20 protein-coding genes are annotated in these 18,345 nt (G+C 50.8%); 4 read left to right on the top strand and 16 right to left on the bottom strand.

Translation table 11 applies throughout. The features are described 5' to 3' along the window. Nucleotides 1-66 precede the first annotated feature (66 nt). A complete protein-coding gene (locus ACK8NJ_RS16865) occupies nucleotides 67-264 on the top strand; it encodes a YbdD/YjiX family protein (RefSeq protein WP_000460431.1) in 198 nt (65 codons plus the stop codon). Between the two features lie 9 nt (nucleotides 265-273). Here the strand turns inward: ACK8NJ_RS16865 and hcxA are convergent, their stop codons facing one another. Beyond that, nucleotides 274-1,362 carry a hydroxycarboxylate dehydrogenase HcxA gene (hcxA, locus tag ACK8NJ_RS16860; protein ID WP_328117044.1) on the bottom strand — a complete coding sequence of 363 codons (1,089 nt, stop codon included), beginning with the start codon at nucleotides 1,360-1,362 and terminating at the stop codon, nucleotides 274-276. Between the two features lie 107 nt (nucleotides 1,363-1,469). Here hcxA and ybdL point away from each other — a divergent pair, with 107 nt between their 5' ends. Then, nucleotides 1,470-2,630, top strand: coding sequence for a methionine-oxo-acid transaminase (gene ybdL, locus ACK8NJ_RS16855; RefSeq protein WP_001550792.1), 1,161 nt, complete (start codon nucleotides 1,470-1,472; stop codon nucleotides 2,628-2,630). Here ybdL and ACK8NJ_RS16850 read toward each other — a convergent pair whose 3' ends face one another. The 4 genes from ACK8NJ_RS16850 to dsbG form a co-directional block, all read right to left on the bottom strand. Next, the gene (locus ACK8NJ_RS16850) at nucleotides 2,631-3,260 is read right to left on the bottom strand and encodes an IbrB-like domain-containing protein (RefSeq protein WP_000502939.1); all 630 of its coding nucleotides are present in this window, start codon (nucleotides 3,258-3,260) and stop codon (nucleotides 2,631-2,633) included. It abuts the gene before it with no gap. After that, nucleotides 3,233-4,453 carry a phosphoadenosine phosphosulfate reductase gene (locus ACK8NJ_RS16845; RefSeq protein WP_000029830.1) on the bottom strand — a complete coding sequence of 407 codons (1,221 nt, stop codon included), beginning with the start codon at nucleotides 4,451-4,453 and terminating at the stop codon, nucleotides 3,233-3,235. The genes ACK8NJ_RS16850 and ACK8NJ_RS16845 overlap by 28 nt, the downstream gene beginning before the upstream one ends. 146 nt (nucleotides 4,454-4,599) lie before the next feature. Then, nucleotides 4,600-5,502 (bottom strand): DNA-binding transcriptional repressor CitR, encoded by a 903-nt coding sequence (gene citR, locus ACK8NJ_RS16840; RefSeq protein ID WP_201482714.1) that lies wholly within the window; start codon nucleotides 5,500-5,502, stop codon nucleotides 4,600-4,602. Nucleotides 5,503-5,712: 210 nt separating this feature from the next. Next, nucleotides 5,713-6,459 (bottom strand): thiol:disulfide interchange protein DsbG, encoded by a 747-nt coding sequence (gene dsbG / locus ACK8NJ_RS16835; protein WP_001366456.1) that lies wholly within the window; start codon nucleotides 6,457-6,459, stop codon nucleotides 5,713-5,715. Nucleotides 6,460-6,830: 371 nt separating this feature from the next. Here dsbG and ahpC point away from each other — a divergent pair, with 371 nt between their 5' ends. Next, on the top strand, nucleotides 6,831-7,394 hold the full coding sequence (ahpC, locus tag ACK8NJ_RS16830; RefSeq protein WP_000052796.1) for an alkyl hydroperoxide reductase subunit C: 564 nt from the start codon (nucleotides 6,831-6,833) through the stop codon (nucleotides 7,392-7,394). A gap of 170 nt (nucleotides 7,395-7,564) precedes the next feature. Beyond that, nucleotides 7,565-9,130 carry an alkyl hydroperoxide reductase subunit F gene (ahpF, locus tag ACK8NJ_RS16825; protein WP_000887629.1) on the top strand — a complete coding sequence of 522 codons (1,566 nt, stop codon included), beginning with the start codon at nucleotides 7,565-7,567 and terminating at the stop codon, nucleotides 9,128-9,130. Nucleotides 9,131-9,250: 120 nt separating this feature from the next. Here ahpF and uspG read toward each other — a convergent pair whose 3' ends face one another. The 11 genes from uspG to citC all read right to left on the bottom strand — a co-directional run bounded on the left by uspG (nucleotide 9,251) and on the right by citC (nucleotide 18,334). Continuing rightward, the gene (gene uspG, locus ACK8NJ_RS16820; protein ID WP_000278505.1) at nucleotides 9,251-9,679 is read right to left on the bottom strand and encodes a universal stress protein UspG; all 429 of its coding nucleotides are present in this window, start codon (nucleotides 9,677-9,679) and stop codon (nucleotides 9,251-9,253) included. Nucleotides 9,680-9,802: 123 nt separating this feature from the next. Further along, nucleotides 9,803-9,892, bottom strand: coding sequence for a small membrane protein YldA (yldA, locus tag ACK8NJ_RS16815; RefSeq protein ID WP_001287361.1), 90 nt, complete (start codon nucleotides 9,890-9,892; stop codon nucleotides 9,803-9,805). Between the two features lie 142 nt (nucleotides 9,893-10,034). Continuing rightward, entirely contained in the window at nucleotides 10,035-10,445 is a 411-nt protein-coding gene (gene rnk, locus ACK8NJ_RS16810; RefSeq protein ID WP_000089731.1) for a nucleoside diphosphate kinase regulator, read from the bottom strand. A gap of 229 nt (nucleotides 10,446-10,674) precedes the next feature. Next, a complete protein-coding gene (gene rna, locus ACK8NJ_RS16805) occupies nucleotides 10,675-11,481 on the bottom strand; it encodes a ribonuclease I (protein WP_411962545.1) in 807 nt (268 codons plus the stop codon). A 113-nt stretch (nucleotides 11,482-11,594) separates the two neighbouring features. Next, entirely contained in the window at nucleotides 11,595-13,058 is a 1,464-nt protein-coding gene (citT, locus tag ACK8NJ_RS16800; protein WP_000050345.1) for a citrate/succinate antiporter CitT, read from the bottom strand. 50 nt (nucleotides 13,059-13,108) lie between these two features. Next, a complete protein-coding gene (gene citG / locus ACK8NJ_RS16795) occupies nucleotides 13,109-13,987 on the bottom strand; it encodes a triphosphoribosyl-dephospho-CoA synthase CitG (protein WP_000062438.1) in 879 nt (292 codons plus the stop codon). Then, on the bottom strand, nucleotides 13,962-14,513 hold the full coding sequence (gene citX, locus ACK8NJ_RS16790) for a citrate lyase holo-[acyl-carrier protein] synthase (protein ID WP_000550422.1): 552 nt from the start codon (nucleotides 14,511-14,513) through the stop codon (nucleotides 13,962-13,964). The genes citG and citX overlap by 26 nt, the downstream gene beginning before the upstream one ends. Before the next feature lie 3 nt (nucleotides 14,514-14,516). Continuing rightward, nucleotides 14,517-16,049, bottom strand: coding sequence for a citrate lyase subunit alpha (citF, locus tag ACK8NJ_RS16785; RefSeq protein ID WP_000192245.1), 1,533 nt, complete (start codon nucleotides 16,047-16,049; stop codon nucleotides 14,517-14,519). Nucleotides 16,050-16,059: 10 nt separating this feature from the next. After that, nucleotides 16,060-16,968: a citrate (pro-3S)-lyase subunit beta gene (gene citE / locus ACK8NJ_RS16780; protein WP_000622357.1), complete on the bottom strand. Its 909-nt coding sequence runs from the start codon at nucleotides 16,966-16,968 to the stop codon at nucleotides 16,060-16,062. Beyond that, on the bottom strand, nucleotides 16,965-17,261 hold the full coding sequence (gene citD / locus ACK8NJ_RS16775) for a citrate lyase acyl carrier protein (protein WP_000700703.1): 297 nt from the start codon (nucleotides 17,259-17,261) through the stop codon (nucleotides 16,965-16,967). The genes citE and citD overlap by 4 nt, the downstream gene beginning before the upstream one ends. 14 nt (nucleotides 17,262-17,275) lie before the next feature. Then, entirely contained in the window at nucleotides 17,276-18,334 is a 1,059-nt protein-coding gene (gene citC, locus ACK8NJ_RS16770) for a [citrate (pro-3S)-lyase] ligase (protein WP_000467702.1), read from the bottom strand. Nucleotides 18,335-18,345: the final 11 nt, after the last annotated feature.

The raw sequence follows: 18,345 nt of genomic DNA, 5'->3' as shown, positions 1-18,345 counted from the left end.
CCGAGCGTGTTGATAGCAATTAAGCCCTCTTAATTCAGGAGGGCATTTGTATTACCGGAGGTTTAGATGTTTGATTCACTGGCAAAAGCCGGAAAATATTTAGGTCAGGCGGCGAAACTGATGATTGGTATGCCTGATTACGACAACTATGTCGAACATATGCGAGTTAACCATCCCGATCAAACGCCGATGACCTACGAAGAGTTTTTCCGTGAGCGGCAGGACGCGCGCTACGGTGGAAAAGGCGGCGCGCGCTGCTGCTAAATGTGTACGTCAGGCTTTAAACGATTCCACTTTTTCGAACGCTGCACGCAACGTATCCGGTGTCAGCGTGACCGGCAGGTAATGAATGGATTCCACCGGACGCAAGGTGTGGGCAATCACTTTGTCGATCTCCGCCTGATTATTGATATCCACTTCCAGCTCCGCCAGCGTAGTCGGCAGATGAAAACGCTGATACGCTCCAGTTAATTGCGCCAGCACATCATCCTGACCCAGCAAGGCGCTTTGCACCAGAATTCCGTAGGCGACTTTGGTGCCGTGGAGAAACTTCTCGGTTTGCGGCAGCACGGTCAGACCGTTATGCACGGCATGAGCTGCTGCCACACGCGTAAAACGATCGCCCAGACCACCAACCATCCCACCACCAGCAATAATGGCATCCACCACATCGCAAAATGATTGCGTTAACTGCTGATTTTGCTGATCGCTCAGCGCCTGTTCGCTACTGTTTAACAAGACGTCGCGAATAGCCTGCGCATTATTGATCCCCAGTCGCACGGTTAGCGGCAACGTTTCTGGTTGCGGGGCCAGCACCACCGCTTCATACCATTTCGCCAGCGTGTCACCGATCCCCGCCAGCAGATATTCTTGCGGCGCATTGAGGATAATCTCTGGCTCCACCAGCACCATAAAATTGGCGTCGTCGAAAATCTCATAATGCAGCGCCTGTCCGGCATCGTTATACCAGACGGAGAGCGGTGTCCAGGCGGCGCAGGTGGCGGCGATCGTCGGAACGGCAACAAACGGCAGACCGAGACGGCGGGCGAGGGCTTTCGCGGTGTCGAGCAGTGCGCCGCCGCCGACACCAATCACCACGCTGCGGTCGTCACCGGACTCAGCCGCCAGTTGTTGTACATCGCTTTCGCTGCAATGGCCGCGAAACAAAATATGCTTTGCTCCAGGTAGTTCAAACGCTGGCGGAAGTTTTGTTTGCGCCGCAGCAATGGCGCGTTCGCCGTAGATCCACACTGCGCGAGAAAGCTGTTCATCAGTGAAAAAATCATGCAGGTGATTGAGACTGCCGGGATGTGAAAAGTAGTTAGCCGGGCCGACGACCACGCGGATAGGATTGTGAGGCATGTTGTGTTGTCCTTATTGTTTTATTTAGACATCTAAACGTCTTGATTGCCAAATACTAGCATCGTGTTATAGTGCCTTCAACACAACTTCGTCAGGCACAATAAAAAATGACAAATAACCCTCTGATTCCACAAAGCAAACTTCCACAACTTGGCACCACTATTTTCACCCAGATGAGCGCGTTGGCGCAGCAACACCAGGCGATTAACCTGTCGCAAGGCTTTCCTGATTTTGATGGTCCGCGCTATTTGCAGGAGCGGCTGGCGTACCACGTTGCCCAGGGGGCAAACCAATACGCGCCTATGACTGGCGTGCAGGCCTTGCGCGAGGCGATTGCTCAGAAAACGGAACGTCTGTATGGCTATCAACCGGATGCCGATAGCGATATCACCGTAACGGCAGGGGCGACGGAAGCGTTATATGCAGCGATTACCGCATTGGTGCGCAATGGTGATGAAGTGATCTGCTTTGATCCCAGCTATGACAGTTACGCGCCCGCCATCGCGCTTTCGGGGGGAATAGTGAAACGTATTGCACTGCAACCACCGCATTTTCGCGTGGACTGGCAGGAATTTGCCGCATTGTTAAGCGAGCGCACCCGACTGGTGATCCTCAACACCCCGCATAACCCCAGTGCAACTGTCTGGCAGCAGGCTGATTTCGCCGCTTTGTGGCAGGCAATTGCCGGGCACGAGATTTTTGTCATTAGCGATGAAGTCTACGAGCACATCAACTTTTCACAACAGGGCCATGCCAGCGTGCTGGCGCATCCGCAGCTGCGTGAGCGGGCGGTGGCAGTTTCTTCATTTGGCAAGACCTATCATATGACCGGCTGGAAAGTGGGTTATTGCGTTGCGCCAGCGCCCATCAGCGCTGAAATTCGCAAGGTACATCAGTATCTGACCTTTTCGGTGAATACCCCGGCACAGCTGGCGCTTGCGGATATGCTACGTGCAGAACCTGAGCATTATCTTGCGTTACCGGACTTTTATCGCCAGAAACGCGATATTCTGGTGAATGCCTTAAGTGAGAGTCGGCTGGAGATTTTACCGTGCGAAGGCACTTACTTTTTGCTGGTGGATTACAGCGCGGTTTCTTCGCTGGATGACGTTGAGTTTTGCCAGTGGCTGACGCGGGAGCACGGTGTAGCGGCGATTCCGCTGTCGGTGTTTTGCGCCGATCCCTTCCCCCATAAACTGATTCGTCTCTGTTTTGCCAAGAAGGAATCGACGTTGCTGGCAGCAGCTGAACGCCTGCGCCAGCTGTAGTTATTTAACCGTCCAGGCGCGGGAAAATTGACGGTCGGCAAACAGTTCTTGCAGGCCGTTAATTTGCTTCAGGCGCAGCACTTCGTCGCTGTCCATTCCCAGCTCTTTGCCGATTTTATGATCGTCCCATCCCAACTGGCTGAGTTCACGAACAATTTCGGACATGGCAGTGATTTGGTGGCGACCACGAGCGCGGTTATGACGAATAGTCGCGGCGATGCGTTGATTACGCGTACCTTCCAGACAGGTCACCGGCAAATAACCTTTTAAGCGTAATTTTAACGATGATGAGCCTTTACCAATTTCATGGCGGTGAAAACCATCCACGATTTCCAGGGCATTTTTATCCGTATGCGTGACCACAATGGGTTGGGTAAAACCATCTATTTCAATGGATTTTTTCAGCAGTTTTTTTTCGGGTGGTGCCACGTTGTTTGGGTTGTAATCATTAGGCATAAGTTGGCTGTTTTTAACCCACAGAACGCAATCCACTGGCTCTTCTCGAAAGGGGCTAACCTGATGGATCGCCATGCGGATTTCATTAATCGCTTTGATGCGATCGTCTTCCGGCAAGCTGGCGAGAAATTGGGTTAAATCCTGCGTTAATCGTTGTTGCATAGTATCCCCCATTCCTGACGTTTTCCTTTTATTCGTTCGTTATAACGCTGATAGTTCTTCGCTTTGGTCGGGCTAAATGATAATGCCCGACACCAGTAATCGTTATTGAGTAAAACTTTGCATATTCGCCGCCAGGAGGGGATATCTTTCGCGCCAATGTCCCCTTGCTGGGTTTGTGGAACCTCGATGCCTTTTTTCTGATACCAGTGCAAATAAATGGCGATTTTATTGCGATAATGCTCAGCTGTTTTCTCCGGCATGCTGTTGAGTAGCAATAATGCATACTCCTGCCAGTCTAAATGTTCGGGCTTGAGGATTTTCCGATGACCATAAAAATGGTTGTCATGTCCGGCGTAAATGCCGCCACTTTTTACCCCGCTGACTCGTGCGCACATAGCAGCCCAGCGATCCGGTTCGATAACGTGATAGAGCCATAATCCTTGCCGTTGTTCCGGACCAAAAGGTTCGCAAATTCGCATATGACGTAGAGGAACGCCTGCCTGATACATTATATTATACAGTGGGTTACAGAGGCGTTGATGGCTAGCATACCAGGTCCAGATATCAGCGACTTTCCAGTCGTAGATGGGGTAAATGTACCAGCTATGACCGCCTGGTGCGGCAGTAGTCCAGGGCTTATCATCGGCAAAACGTTGTTTATTTAAACTGGCGATGGCGACAAAACGGTTGTAGGACTCATCCGCACGGATGCCGATCATCATCGCCGCCGGACGTTTTTGCGAAAACCATTCGGCAAACTCACGCACAAATTGTTCGAAGGTCATGCCAGGCTGGTAAAAGGAGAAAAAGTCAGGATCGGTTATCGCATCTTGCGGGGGCTGACGTACCCATTCGACATCAGGTTCCCAGCACTGCCATTCGGGTTGGTATTGTGATAGGGAATTTTGCGTCGTAAGCGGGAGCGCAACCCAGTAAAACTCTTCGATCACATCGGTGTACAACTCGCGCAGGGACTGAACATAGTTGATGGTGCAAGAGAATTGCGCCTCCCAGTCGATAAACAAAACACAGATTTTTTTGCCCATTTGTCGAGCAAGTTCGGCTGTCAGATGCAGCATTAAACCAGAGTCTTTGCCGCCAGAAAATGAGACACAAACGCGGGGTAGGGTGTTAAGTGTCCAGGTAATACGCTCTCGTGCAGCTTCCAGAATATTGAGCGGAAGAGGAATTTTATAAATAGACATCTGAAGACGCTCTCTGAACGTTACAGGGTGATCAGTGAGATAAGACTGTTAATTATAAAGTAAACACTGAAAAGCAGAGTGTTTTATTTTTCATTCGCGCTGTGAATAAATAGGTGAAAGTTATAGTAGCTGTCTGAAGTTATATATCAAAAATACTCATTTAGACGGTCAATAAATCGTGAGAACACCAGATTGTTTAAAGAAGATTTATTATAGGAAATGTAAAGCTTTATTGAAGGTAACGGATCTTCCAGTTTTATCTCTTTTAAATTAAGAAAGTCACGGTGGGAGTTATAAAGTTCATAGGGAACTATTCCCAATAAATCTGTAACTGCAATGCTATTAATGATTGTCAGCAAAGAGGAACCACGAAATGAAATTTTACGATTCATAAACTTCTCGTCTATTTCCATTTGAATATCATCAACCCCTGCTGATTTAGATATTAATTGGGTGAACTCTTCTGCCATAATTTGTTCATAAGTGCTATTGTCAGTAATTCGCGGATGCTTATTACTACAAATTAGAGTATTACGAATCGTATGCAATGGCATGCAAATGACGGAACGGCTGATCACTGGCATTTGGGTGATCACCAGATCGGCTTTGCGGTGAACCAACAGTTCTTCAGCATTCTCTGCTGACATGAGGATATCATGGCACTCAATCTCGACAGAGGCATCTTGCCGTAGGCAGCGGATCAGCATACTATTATTAGAGCAAGAAATGAGCTGAGGACCGTAGATAATAAAGTTTTTCTTTAGTTCGGACTTATTGACTATATTAATTGTTTGTTCAAGGCCTCTGAGATTTTTCTCAAGATGGTGATGCAGATTTAACCCTGTCGTCGTCGGCGTGATACCTTTTCCTGAGCGAATGAATAAAGGGTCATTAAATTGCGCACGTAAGCGTTGTAACGACTGGCTCACGGCTGACGGGGTGATATATAGTGATTCAGCAGCCTTGCTAATGCTTAAATGCTGATAAATACACTCAAATATGACAAGAAGATTTAAGTCGAACTTTTTCAAGTCGTAGAGATTGGCCATACACTACTCCGGTTATATTTTTCTTCCATGATATATTCACTTAATCAATGTTTTTTTTGCGTATATATTTTTATTGATTATGTTTTTTTGCTTAACTCAGAATTAAGTTTTTCTAAAATAGCACAGCCACTTAGGGCAGAGCTAGCAATTCATGCTTTTTTAGGATGGTTGAAAAACAGGGATATATTTCAACCATCCATGAATTATCTTTTATTTATTCCCCATAATGATATTAAGCGTTTTCTGATCGGGCAACCCCACGGCCTGTTGCAGCGTATTTTCCTTACTCATGTAGTAGATAGCTGGTGTGACATTTGCCCCCAGATCGTCCATGAGTTTTTCGTTGTCGCTTAACACTTTCATTTGCTCTGTACTTACGTTTGCAGGCACGTTTAGCTTAAGCTTGCCACCAGAGGCTTCATATTCTTGCCAGGTTTTTGCGGGATCTTTGGCGGCAAGAATTGCCGCTGCTGTCGCCGGGCTTTCTGGCTTGATAACGCCAACCAACAATGTTCTTAATTGCACTTTGCCAGAATCAACCCACGGGCGAGCCTGCTGCCAGAACTGTTTACAATATGGGCAGAACGGATCGGCGAAGACGTAGACAATGACCGGCGCGTCTTTTTTACCGTCGAGGAGCCAGTGGGATTGTTCCATCCGTTGCCACATTTCGCGCCCGGCTGGTGCGTAAATTTCTTTTTCGATAAGTGTGTTACTCAGGTTTTCACCTTTCTCGTTGTACATGTAACCGGAGATAGCGTGCTTACCATCTGGAGTCAGGTAGATGGTGACGCCCATATCCTGATACTTGCCGAGATAACCTTTCATTCCTCCGGGAGCATCGAACGTTTTGATGATTGTAATGCCCTGTTTTTCAATCGCTTTTACTGGATCAGGAAGTTCCTCTGCGAAGGCGATTGCAGGAAGCAGAGCCAGTAAAAGTATCTTTTTTAACATTAATTTGTCCTTTTCAGTCAGTGCAAAAGTCGGGTAAAAGGCATAACCTATCACTGTCATAGGTAAGAGCTTAGATCAGGTGATTGCCCTTTGTTTATGAGGGTGTTGTAATCCATGTCGTTGTTGCATTTGTAAGGGCAACACCTCAGCCTGCAGGCAGGCGCTGAAGATACCAAAGGGTAGTTCAGATTACACGGTCACCTGGAAAGGGGGCCATTTTACTTTTTATCGCCGCTGGCGGTGCAAAGTTCACAAAGTTGTCTTACGAAGGTTGTAAGGTAAAACTTATCGATTTGATAATGGAAACGCATTAGCCGAATCGGCAAAAATTGGTTACCTTACATCTCATCGAAAACACGGAGGAAGTATAGATGTCCTTGATTAACACCAAAATTAAACCTTTTAAAAACCAGGCATTCAAAAACGGCGAATTCATCGAAATCACCGAAAAAGATACCGAAGGCCGCTGGAGCGTCTTCTTCTTCTACCCGGCTGACTTTACTTTCGTATGCCCGACCGAACTGGGTGACGTTGCTGACCACTACGAAGAACTGCAGAAACTGGGCGTAGACGTATACGCAGTATCTACCGATACTCACTTCACCCACAAAGCATGGCACAGCAGCTCTGAAACCATCGCTAAAATCAAATATGCGATGATCGGCGACCCGACTGGCGCCCTGACCCGTAACTTCGACAACATGCGTGAAGATGAAGGTCTGGCTGACCGTGCGACCTTCGTTGTTGACCCGCAGGGTATCATCCAGGCAATCGAAGTTACCGCTGAAGGCATTGGCCGTGACGCGTCTGACCTGCTGCGTAAAATCAAAGCAGCACAGTACGTAGCTTCTCACCCAGGTGAAGTTTGCCCGGCTAAATGGAAAGAAGGTGAAGCAACTCTGGCTCCGTCTCTGGACCTGGTTGGTAAAATCTAAATTTCCTTCGTCTTTCGCGCTACCAACTCCGGCGCGAAATACTTCGGAAATTCACCTAATTCTTCGGGTGCTGCGGCACCCGATTTTCTTCCCCGCACCATGATGCAAGCTGCATCCAGGTAGCCGCAGAGGCCGCTTGCATGATGATGTTTAAAGCCCAGGAGATAAACATGCTCGACACAAATATGAAAACTCAACTCAAGGCTTACCTTGAGAAATTGACCAAGCCTGTTGAGTTAATTGCCACGCTGGATGACAGCGCTAAATCGGCAGAAATCAAGGAACTGTTGGCTGAAATCGCAGAACTGTCAGACAAAGTCACCTTTAAAGAAGATAACAGCTTGCCGGTGCGTAAGCCGTCTTTCCTGATCACTAACCCAGGTTCTAACCAGGGGCCACGTTTTGCAGGTTCCCCGCTGGGCCACGAGTTTACCTCGCTGGTACTGGCGTTGTTGTGGACTGGTGGTCATCCGTCGAAAGAAGCGCAGTCTCTGCTGGAGCAGATTCGCCATATTGACGGTGATTTTGAATTCGAAACCTATTACTCGCTCTCTTGCCACAACTGCCCGGATGTGGTGCAGGCGCTGAATCTGATGAGCGTACTGAACCCGCGCATCAAGCACACTGCAATTGACGGCGGCACCTTCCAGAACGAAATCACCGATCGCAACGTGATGGGCGTTCCGGCAGTGTTCGTAAACGGGAAAGAGTTTGGTCAGGGTCGCATGACGTTGACTGAAATCGTCGCCAAAATTGATACTGGCGCGGAAAAACGTGCGGCAGAAGAGCTGAACAAGCGTGATGCTTATGACGTATTAATCGTCGGTTCCGGCCCGGCGGGTGCAGCGGCAGCAATTTACTCCGCACGTAAAGGTATCCGTACTGGTTTGATGGGCGAACGTTTTGGTGGTCAGATCCTCGATACCGTTGATATCGAAAACTACATTTCTGTACCGAAGACCGAAGGCCAGAAACTGGCAGGTGCGCTAAAAGTTCACGTTGATGAATACGACGTTGATGTGATCGACAGCCAGAGCGCCAGCAAACTGATCCCGGCAGCGGTTGAAGGTGGCCTGCATCAGATTGAAACAGCTTCTGGCGCGGTACTGAAAGCACGCAGCATTATCGTGGCGACCGGTGCAAAATGGCGCAACATGAACGTTCCGGGCGAAGATCAGTATCGCACCAAAGGCGTGACCTACTGCCCGCACTGCGACGGCCCGCTGTTTAAAGGTAAACGCGTAGCGGTTATCGGCGGCGGTAACTCCGGCGTGGAAGCGGCAATTGACCTGGCGGGTATCGTTGAGCACGTAACGCTGCTGGAATTTGCGCCAGAAATGAAAGCCGACCAGGTTCTGCAGGACAAACTGCGCAGCCTGAAAAACGTCGACATTATTCTGAATGCGCAAACCACGGAAGTGAAAGGCGACGGTAGCAAAGTCGTAGGTCTGGAATATCGAGATCGTGTCAGCGGCGATATTCACAACATCGAACTGGCCGGTATTTTCGTGCAGATTGGTCTGCTGCCGAACACCAACTGGCTCGAAGGCGCAGTCGAACGTAACCGCATGGGCGAGATTATCATTGATGCGAAATGCGAAACCAACGTGAAAGGCGTGTTCGCAGCGGGTGACTGTACAACGGTTCCGTACAAGCAGATCATCATCGCCACTGGCGAAGGTGCCAAAGCCTCTCTGAGTGCTTTTGACTACCTGATTCGCACCAAAACAGCATAAGAAGAAGTAAGATTCACCTGCAATTGCTTAGCCGCCGGGGTCAAACCTGGCGGCTTTTTTATGGCAATAAAAAGCCCCGCCGGGATGGCTCCGGGCAGGGCGGGATATTTATTCTGGCAATTAACGCACAACCAGCACCGGCAGATTGGCGTGGCGGATCACGCTCGAGGCGTTAGAACCTAACAGATGGGTCGAAATCGATGGGTTGCGCGAACCGATAACGACAACATCAGCCCCCAGTTCTTCTGCCAACTCATTGACTTCATCCCGCACGCTACCAAAACGGACATGTTGTTTAATGCGGGAAGGATCGATGGTGAAGTGGCTGACCATCGTTTGCAGACGTTCTTCTGCTTCATGTTGCAGATGCTCTTCAAAACGACGCACATCAGCGGCAAAACGGTGCAGGCTCAGGCTGGCTGACCCCGGTAGTACGTGAAGTAGATGAATAACTCCGTCATCCTGGGCGAGGAATTCAGCGTGGCGAACCGCTTTGTCGCTCAATTCCATTTCGAAAACATCCACTGGCATGATGATTGTTTTGTACATAAGCATTCTCTCCTTGTTTTTGCATGTATACATAACAGCACATTATTGGTTATGAATCTATGATTTGCGAGGCTGATTTGATCTGAATTTGCTATTGAGCTGGAAAATAAATAAAACCAGGCGCTACCAGCGTTGTTCAAGGTATAGCACTGCAGCAACAATAATTGCGGCTATGAATATATAAAATGCAGTGATACCGAGAGCTTCGCTCATATGAGGTTCCGCAGATGAATAACCAGTTCAGATTAGAATGCTGCGCTTAAGAGCAAAATGATAAATCTGGTTGATATTTGAGCGGAAAGAGGATGCGAGTGCATCCTCTGGGCAAAGCGAGTTATCGCTTGTGCAGATGGGATTAAAGCAGGTAGTCGCCAGCAGCTTCTGGCTGGTATTCGAGTTCCAGCACTTCAAGGTGGGTTGCAACGCCGCCCGGAAGTTCCCAGTGAATGGAATCGCCAACGCGCAGCCCCAGCAGTGCGGCACCTACCGGAGCCATAACGGAAAGCTGAGTATTGCTGTCGGTCATTTTTGCCGGATACACCAGCGTGCGCACACGCACTTCGCCATCGCTAAGATTGCGGAATTTAACCCGGCTGTTCATTGTCACCACGTCGTGTGGCATCTCTTCTGGCGAACACATTTGGGCGCGATCCAACTCTGCGTTTAACGCGTCGGCGATTGGCAAACCAGCATAGGCGGGTTGCTCCAGCAGAATATCGATGCGTTCGGCATCCAGGTCGTTAATGATGATAGTTGGTCTGGACATTTTTACTCCATGTCGTCGGTACTGCGAGTGTCGCAGATAAACATACCCAAAAGAAAACCCTCACCGTCAGGCGGCGAGGGTTTAACTCACATGATGATACTGACTGTTGCTCACTCTTTGAAGTGATTTGCGTCACATTCAGGGAATTCCTCAATGCAGTGCATTATGTATAAATCTTAATCGTCATGGTTTATGGAAGACGAATTAGCGTGTTTTGTAAATCAGAGGATTAATAACCTGCTTTATCAATCGCAAAGGTTTTGCCACAGTTGCCTGGGTGTGGTTGTGGCAAGAATGAGTTGGCAGAAAGCGGAGCGTTGATGGCGTCAGCTTTGATCGAGATCTGAATTTCAGTCAAATACGCAGGGTTACCCTGACACGTTAGCTTAACTGCTTTCACGTTCTCTTTTCCCCAGCTTTTGGCAAAGGCGGCGTCAAAGTCACGGCGGCTCACTGTTTTACCGTAGTTATCCGCAAGGAATTTTCCGGCTTCGCTCTCTTTAATTTCTTGATTCAGGCGTACCATCGTGCCGAAGTATGCGTCTGGATCAAAACCAAAGCAGGCACCGTGTTTGGCATATTCGTAGCGTTCCAGGCAGGAACGTCCGCCAGCTCCTGGCATGACTTCACTTAGTTTAGCTGCCGTTTCCAGTGATAACCCGGTTTCCGGCGATGAACACATCCGGCTGGCGCGTGCTTCTGGCAGATTCGGGATTGGGCGAGTAGCGCAACCGAAGCGCATCCAGCGGCGTTCATCAACACCACGGGCAGCAACCGATTTAGGCAATCCTGGCCACAGACCATGTACGGTCAGAAAATCAGCTTTGTTGGTCGTTTCGGTTTGCAGGCGACATTCATCTCGTTCGTTACGATTTCGATCGTGTTGACTCTGGCAAAATCCGGTTTGCCATGAGAGGGCCAGGACATAGCGATCAAAATCGCCATACTGTTTTGCCTGCAACGCCACGGCGTTGGCAGAAGAGAAGGGAAGCAGAGAAACCGCGAGCAACGCGGCGTTACGCCAGAATGCTTTCATAATGGGTGTGGAACTCATACATATACTGAATACTATCTATTAAATCATAAAAAAGCCCGCCAGGTGGGCTTACCTGGCGGGCGTGATGATTTATTCAGCGTTTGGCGAACGTATTAGTTCCACATGGCGAGAATCGGCCAGCCAACCAACAGCAGCATAGAGATGTAAATCACCCCGAAGATTGCACCAAGTCGCCAGTAATCTTTTGATTTCACATAGCCACAGCCGTAAATAATCACCCCAGGACCGGTTGCATACGGCGTCAGACAGCCCATGATACCGATAGACAGCACCAGCAGAATACACAGTTGTTCCATTGGTACGCCCGGAATACCTTTACCGACGGCCAGAATAACCGGCAGCATGGTTGCGGTGTGCGCAGACAGGCTAGCAAACAGGTAGTGTGCAAAGTAGAACACCAGAACCAGTACAATCACCGTTGCGTTTGGTGAGAATCCTTCCAGGTGCGTACTCATGGTACCGGCGAACCAGTCAATAAAACCAGAACGAGTCAGGCCATTAGCCATCACAACCAGAGTTGCCAGGTTGACCAGTGTGTTCCATGCGCTGTTATAGCGGGTAATGTCTTTCCACGGCACAACGTGCAGGGCCAGCATTAGCGAAACTGCCAGCAGACCTACCGCAGTAGCATTAATGACTTCACTGCCAAATACCCACAAACCTAAGCTGAGCAATACAAGACCAATCAGCGTCCACTCTCTGCGTGTCAGCGCACCCATGGTTTTTAGTTCATCACCCGCCCAGGTTGCCACTTCTTCACTGTGTGTGATTTCCGGTTTGTACAGCACGTAGGAAAGCCACGGCGCAATGATAAGCAAGATAACCCCAACCGGCAGGAAGCAGAGGAACCACTGCAACCAGCTAATCTGGATACCGGCAATTTTGCTGACGAACTCCAGACCCAGCACGTTTGGTGCCGCACCGGTGACAAACATGGACGAACTCAGACTGGTACTAATGACCATCATCCACATCAAATAGCCGCCAATGCGACGGGAAGACGGATCGTTGGGGAATGATTTAAATAACGGCGGCAGGTTTTTAATGACCGGAAAAACGGTCCCGCCAGTACGCGCGGTGTTGGACGGTGTAAACGGTGCCAGCAGAATGTCGATAATGACAATCGCATAACCCAACGTCAGCGTGCGTTTGCCCATGAATTTCACCAGGAAAAGGGCAATGCGCCGACCTAACCCGGAAACTTCATACCCTAATGCAAAAATAAATGCGCCAAATACCAGCCATACCGTGGTGCTGGAAAAACCAGCCAGACCCCATTTCAGCGCCTGTTTTTGCGCATTAAACGCTGGGTCAGCTAATTCTTTGGCATCAAAGAGCAGGTAATTACTGCCAATAACGCAAATAGTAACCGCAATAAAACTGATCGCTGTTGCCGGAATTGGCTCGAGGATCATGCCGACAATCATTGCCACAAACACAGCGAAGTAATGCCATGCCTGCGGTGGCATACCGTCGGGGACAGGGATAAGAAACATGACGCCCATCACCACCACTGGGGCCAATAGTTTCCATATATTATCTTTTGCTAAAGACATACGGGTTCTCCGAAAATTAATATTTCCAAATTTATCAAGTGCTTAAATAATTAAATTTGTGCTAAAAACCAGGTAAGGATCAGCAGGTCGGCACTGCCGCCTGGACTGAGATTTCGTTCGATACACTCCCTGTCGAACTGCCGGAGATAATCGAGATCGGCGGGGGTTCGAATGCCCCCTTTTTGCAATAATGTTTGCGCCTCGCGCTGTAGCCAGCGCAGGCCCCCCTCGCCACCGCGCGATGCAACGTTGGTATCGCCGTTGATCGCCATCAGTAGGAGCAAGGTATCGAGCAATGCCAGTTCAGGATTTAACCCCTGATCCAGCAGAGTGAGGTAATGCGGCAGGGCGTGGTTGATCACCAGTGGATAACCCGCTTCGGCTTCACCGCGTGCGCCGGTAAGGCCTAGCTGCTGGTACAACCGTTGACCTGCCGTCAGTTGTGAATTATTGGTACGCAGTTCGCGATCGGTCAGGCCACGGCAGAAACTTGCCGCCGTCGCACAAATGGTTATTGGCGTTACCGACTGGTTGAGTTGAAGCAAACGGCCAATTGCCGCACACAGTAGCCCTAAAGAAAAAATGCTGCCTTTATGCGTGTTTACGCCCGCAGTGGCGCGGAACATATCACCTTCGCAAGCCATACCAATTGGGCGTAATCCGTGGAGTACCGCTTCTGGTGCCATTTCAGCACTACAGGCACCAAATTCAATGAAACGGGGTAACCAGCCCTGAATCGCCAGCGCGCTGCGGTGGAAATCTTCCAGCGCCATATCTTTGTGCGCACCGCAGTTAATTCGATCCACGAGGCCTGGTTTCGGTGACAGATTGACTTCAGTCAGCATGGCGCGCCAGCCCAGCAGGGCGTACTCATCGATTAATGACGTCGCAAGCTTTGTGTTTTTAGTTGACGTTGCAGGCATCGACATCGTTCAGCAGCGCCTCCATGCGGTTGAGTAAATCGGTCAGTTGATGGGTTTTTCCACGCGCGCAAACAGCTGCGCTTTGCTCGCACAACAGGCAGCGGCGAGGCGGCAGTGAATAGTCGCGGCGGGAGAGAATTTCGCCTTCGGGTGTCAGGACATCGATATCCCATAACCGCCCGAGAGGATGACTATGTTCAAGCTCAATCGTGGCGAGCTTGAGGTCGCGAGCCGGGGCGGCAATGCTCAACATGCCCTCCGGCCCGCTGGCGGAAACCAGTGCAGCCTGCTCCTGAATTTGCCAGCCCTGTTTTGCGGCTAAGGCACGCAAGGCTGTCACGCCATGATTAAAAATTCGGCGTGTGACCTCGCTGTCTTTAATCGGCCCAGGCGCAACCACGGTAAAGGAGACCAGTGGAACAGGATGGCGCTTGAGCCAGACGTGTTGCCGTGCTTGCCTTTCATCCCGGCTGACGAGCAGCTCGGGAATTGACACCGCATGGTGGCTGGCGAGTTCAGGAAGCAGGTGCATGGCTTATTCCTTCACCTGATGCACAACATCGATCACCGAGCCATCGCGGTAACGCACAACGGCAACGACGCGGTCGGTGAATTCAATCGGCTGTGGTTCACCGGTCAGCAGACGCGCACGTTCACGCAGCCACTCAATAGAAACCACTTTGATCCCCGCTTCCTGCAGACGTTCTGCCAGTTCCGGACGTGCCGGGTTAACTGCGATACCGTGGTCTGTGACCAGAATATCGACACTGGAGCCCGGGGTGATGCAGGTCAGCACGTTATCCACCAGAGTCGGAATACGACCGCGTACCAGCGGTGCGACGATGATGGAAAGTGCAGAGGCAATCGCGGTATCGCAGTGACCACCGGAAGCGCCACGCAGTACGCCGTCAGAGCCGGTCAGCACGTTAACGTTGAACTGGGTGTCAATTTCCAGCGCGCTCAGTACCACCACGTCGAGACGATCAACCGATGCGCCTTTTGAACCCCAGTTAGCGTACTGGTTGGCGCTGATTTCGATGTGATTGGGGTTACGGGCCAGCGATTGTGCAGCGTGGCTGTCAAAGCTCTGTACATCCAGCAGTTTGCGGATCAGACCTTTTTCGTGCAGATCAACCATCGTTGCGGTAATACCGCCAAGGGCGAAGTCGGCGCGAATATCGCGGCTACGCATTTTGTCTTCCAGGAAACGGGTTACCGCCAGCGATGCACCGCCGGTGCCGGTTTGCATGGAGAAACCTTCTTTAAAGTAGCCTGAGTTGACAATCACATCCGCAGCGCTACGGGCAATAAGCAGTTCGCGCGGGTTAGTGGTCATACGGGTCGCGCCAGCGCCGATTTTCGCGGCATCGCCAACGCGATCAACTTTGACGATCAGATCAACCTGATCTTGCTCAATGCTTGCCGGATTATGAGGATAAGGCAGCAGTTCTTCAGTGAGCATCACAACCTGTTTCGCGTTGTCGGCATCAACCATTGCATAGCCGAGGGAGCCGCAGCAGGCTTTACCGGTGTAGCCGTTGGCATTACCGAATTCATCACAGGACGGGACGCCGAGGAAAGCCACGTCTATATTCAGTTCGCCGCTCTGTACCAGATGCACACGTCCGCCGTGAGAGTGGATTTGCACCGGTTCCGCCAGCAGACCACGGGAGATTTCTTCCGCCAGTGGACCGCGCAGGCCAGAGGTATAAATGCGGGTAACCACGCCCTGGCGAATGTGTTCTACCAGCGGCGCATGGCAATCACTCAGGGAGCTGGAGGCCAGAGTCAGGTTTTTAAAGCCCATCTTCGCGATGACGTCCATCACCATATTGACGGTCAGGTCACCGCCACGGAAAGCGTGATGGAAGGAAACCGTCATACCGTCCTGTAAACCCGAGCGACGAATCGCTTCTTCCAGGTTGGCGCACAGTTTGCGATCGCGTGCTTTTTCAGCCTGGTAGGTTTGCTTTGGCGAGTTCTGGAAAGCGGCAAGATCGCATTCAGCGCGACGATTCCAGGCCGCTACCCGTTCTTGTCGTTGAGATTGTTCAATTTTCTGCGTCATTTTGATTGCCTTATTCTTCGCGGATGCCGGAAAGTTCTGCGCGGGAGAGCACCAGACGGGCGCGATCGATAACCGGACCGTCCACCATCTTGCCGTTCAGGGAAACCACGCCGAGGCCTTCGCGAGCGGCGGCCTCAGCGGCTTCTACGACGCGGCGGGCGTGATCCACTTCTTTCTGGGTCGGTGCGTAGAGGTTGTGCAGCAGATCAATCTGACGCGGGTTGATCAGCGATTTGCCGTCAAAGCCCAGCTGTTTGATGTGGGCGGCTTCTTGCAGGAATCCGGCTTCGTTGTTAGCGTCGGAATAGACGGTATCGAACGCCTGAATACCCGCAGATCGCGCGGCCTGCAAAATGGAACAGCGTGCGAACAGCAGTTCAGTTCCTTCCGGGGAGCGTTCTGTACGCAGGTTGCGCACATAGTCTTCTGCACCGAGGGCGATACCGATCAAACGCTCGGAAGCGTGAGCGATTTCCACTGCGCGGGTAATGCCCAGCGGAGATTCAATCGCCGCCAGCAAGCCGGTACTGCCGGGTTCACGACCACAGGCTTTTTCGATACGCAGGATCTCTTTTTCGATATCCAGAACATCCTGAGCGGTATCGGTTTTCGGCAGACGCACAACGTCCGCACCACCGCGAACGACGGCTTCCAGGTCGTTGACACCCCATTCGGAATCCAGCGCGTTGACACGCACAATGGTTTCAATATCGCGATACAGCGGATGTTGCAGCGCGTGGTAAACCATGCGGCGGGCGGTGTCTTTTTCACGCAATGCTACGGAGTCTTCGAGGTCAAACATCAGGGCATCAGCCGGGTAGATGAAGGAGTTGCTGACCATCGCGGCATTGGCACCAGGCACAAACAACATGCTGCGGCGGGTGCGAGTTTTACGTTGTTGCAGCGAAGCGGAAATCATTGGCAATCCTCCCATGGCAGAGCCGGGATACCGCTGGCGCGTGCCAGCAGGGCTTCCAGTCGTGCACGTAAAATGCAGTCCAGTGCGCCTTTGTCATCGACATTCAGCTGTACGCCGCGCACGTTGTAGCGGGCGAGAACGTCCAGAATGGTGGTGCGAATGGCATCGCCAAACTGTTTCTCAACGCTGCTGTTGATTTGCAGGTCGATATCCTGCGTATCGAGTGGGGCGATGCGTATCATCACATCCCCAGACTCAAGGGTGCCTGCAACGGCGGGCTGGTTTATTTTCATTTTTCACCTGTTTCTCATGCGGGGGTCTTTTGACGAGCTGCCGCGTCCTGGCGGGAGTGCTCAAGCAGGTTCTGCAAATAATGCAGCGTGACTGCAGGGACCAGCGGCGCGATAGCCGTGAGATCGTTTTTCGCCAGCAGTTGACGTACCCGGGAAGCGGATATCGGCATCTCCTGGTAACGCAGCCGCTCAATTTCAACCAGTTCGATGGGCGCTGCGGAGATAGTCGGCGTTTCCAGCCAGTAGCGCATATCCTGGTTGTACTGGGCGGTAACGCGACAAAAGGGTTCAGTACCGACAAAGCGGTGAGTTACACCCAGCGCGGGAGCGAGGTACTGACGGAAAATCTTCAGATCAATTTCGGTGTAACAATGGTTAATGACGCTCTGTTCTTTAATGAAGTAGCAAGGGAACGTAGCGCGGGAGATGATGTATTCGGAGCCGCGATGCACAGTCAGGCGTGGAATATCGGCGGTGCCTTTTAACACCAGATCCAGCCGGTCTTCATAGGGAAAGCGTGAAGAATCTTCTTTAACTAAAAACAGATGCAACCAGTCGCACTGTGCTGCAGCCTGTTGAATCAGATAACGGTGACCATTCGTAAAGGGATTGGCGTTCATCACAATGCAGCCAATCTTGTTCCCTGGATGACGAAATTTTTTCAGCGATTCGGCATAGCGTTTCAGTCGCGTGGCGCTGTTTTCCATCAGCACCATCACGCCGGGTACGCTGGTCAGCGTGGAAAAACCGCACTGGCGGAACAGCGCCTCGTATTCGGTTTTGGTATAAATAAACAGATGCGTGCTGTGCCGCTCATAGGCGAGGTTAATTAGCTCGGTGGCTAATGTCAGCGCCAGTCCTTCACCGCGAACGGATTCACTGATAGCAACGCATTTAATAATATTTCCGGCAATTCCACCGCACGCGATAAGCTTTTCATCGCGGGTTACGGTAATAAATACTTCGACTGTGGTGTCAACGCTCAAATCATTTTCATGCAGGAATTGGGCGATTTCCGCCATTTTTTTATTTTCTGAACGTTTTACACGGGTGAAAATATCATTGCCGAACATAATAAATAGTA

It is taken from the genome of Escherichia sp. F1 (genome assembly GCF_046764225.1).
In the GTDB taxonomy this organism is placed as follows: Bacteria; Pseudomonadota; Gammaproteobacteria; order Enterobacterales; family Enterobacteriaceae; genus Escherichia; species Escherichia coli.
The sequence above is the reverse complement of the archived record's forward strand: the minus strand, read 5'-3'. Positions and strand labels throughout refer to the sequence as shown.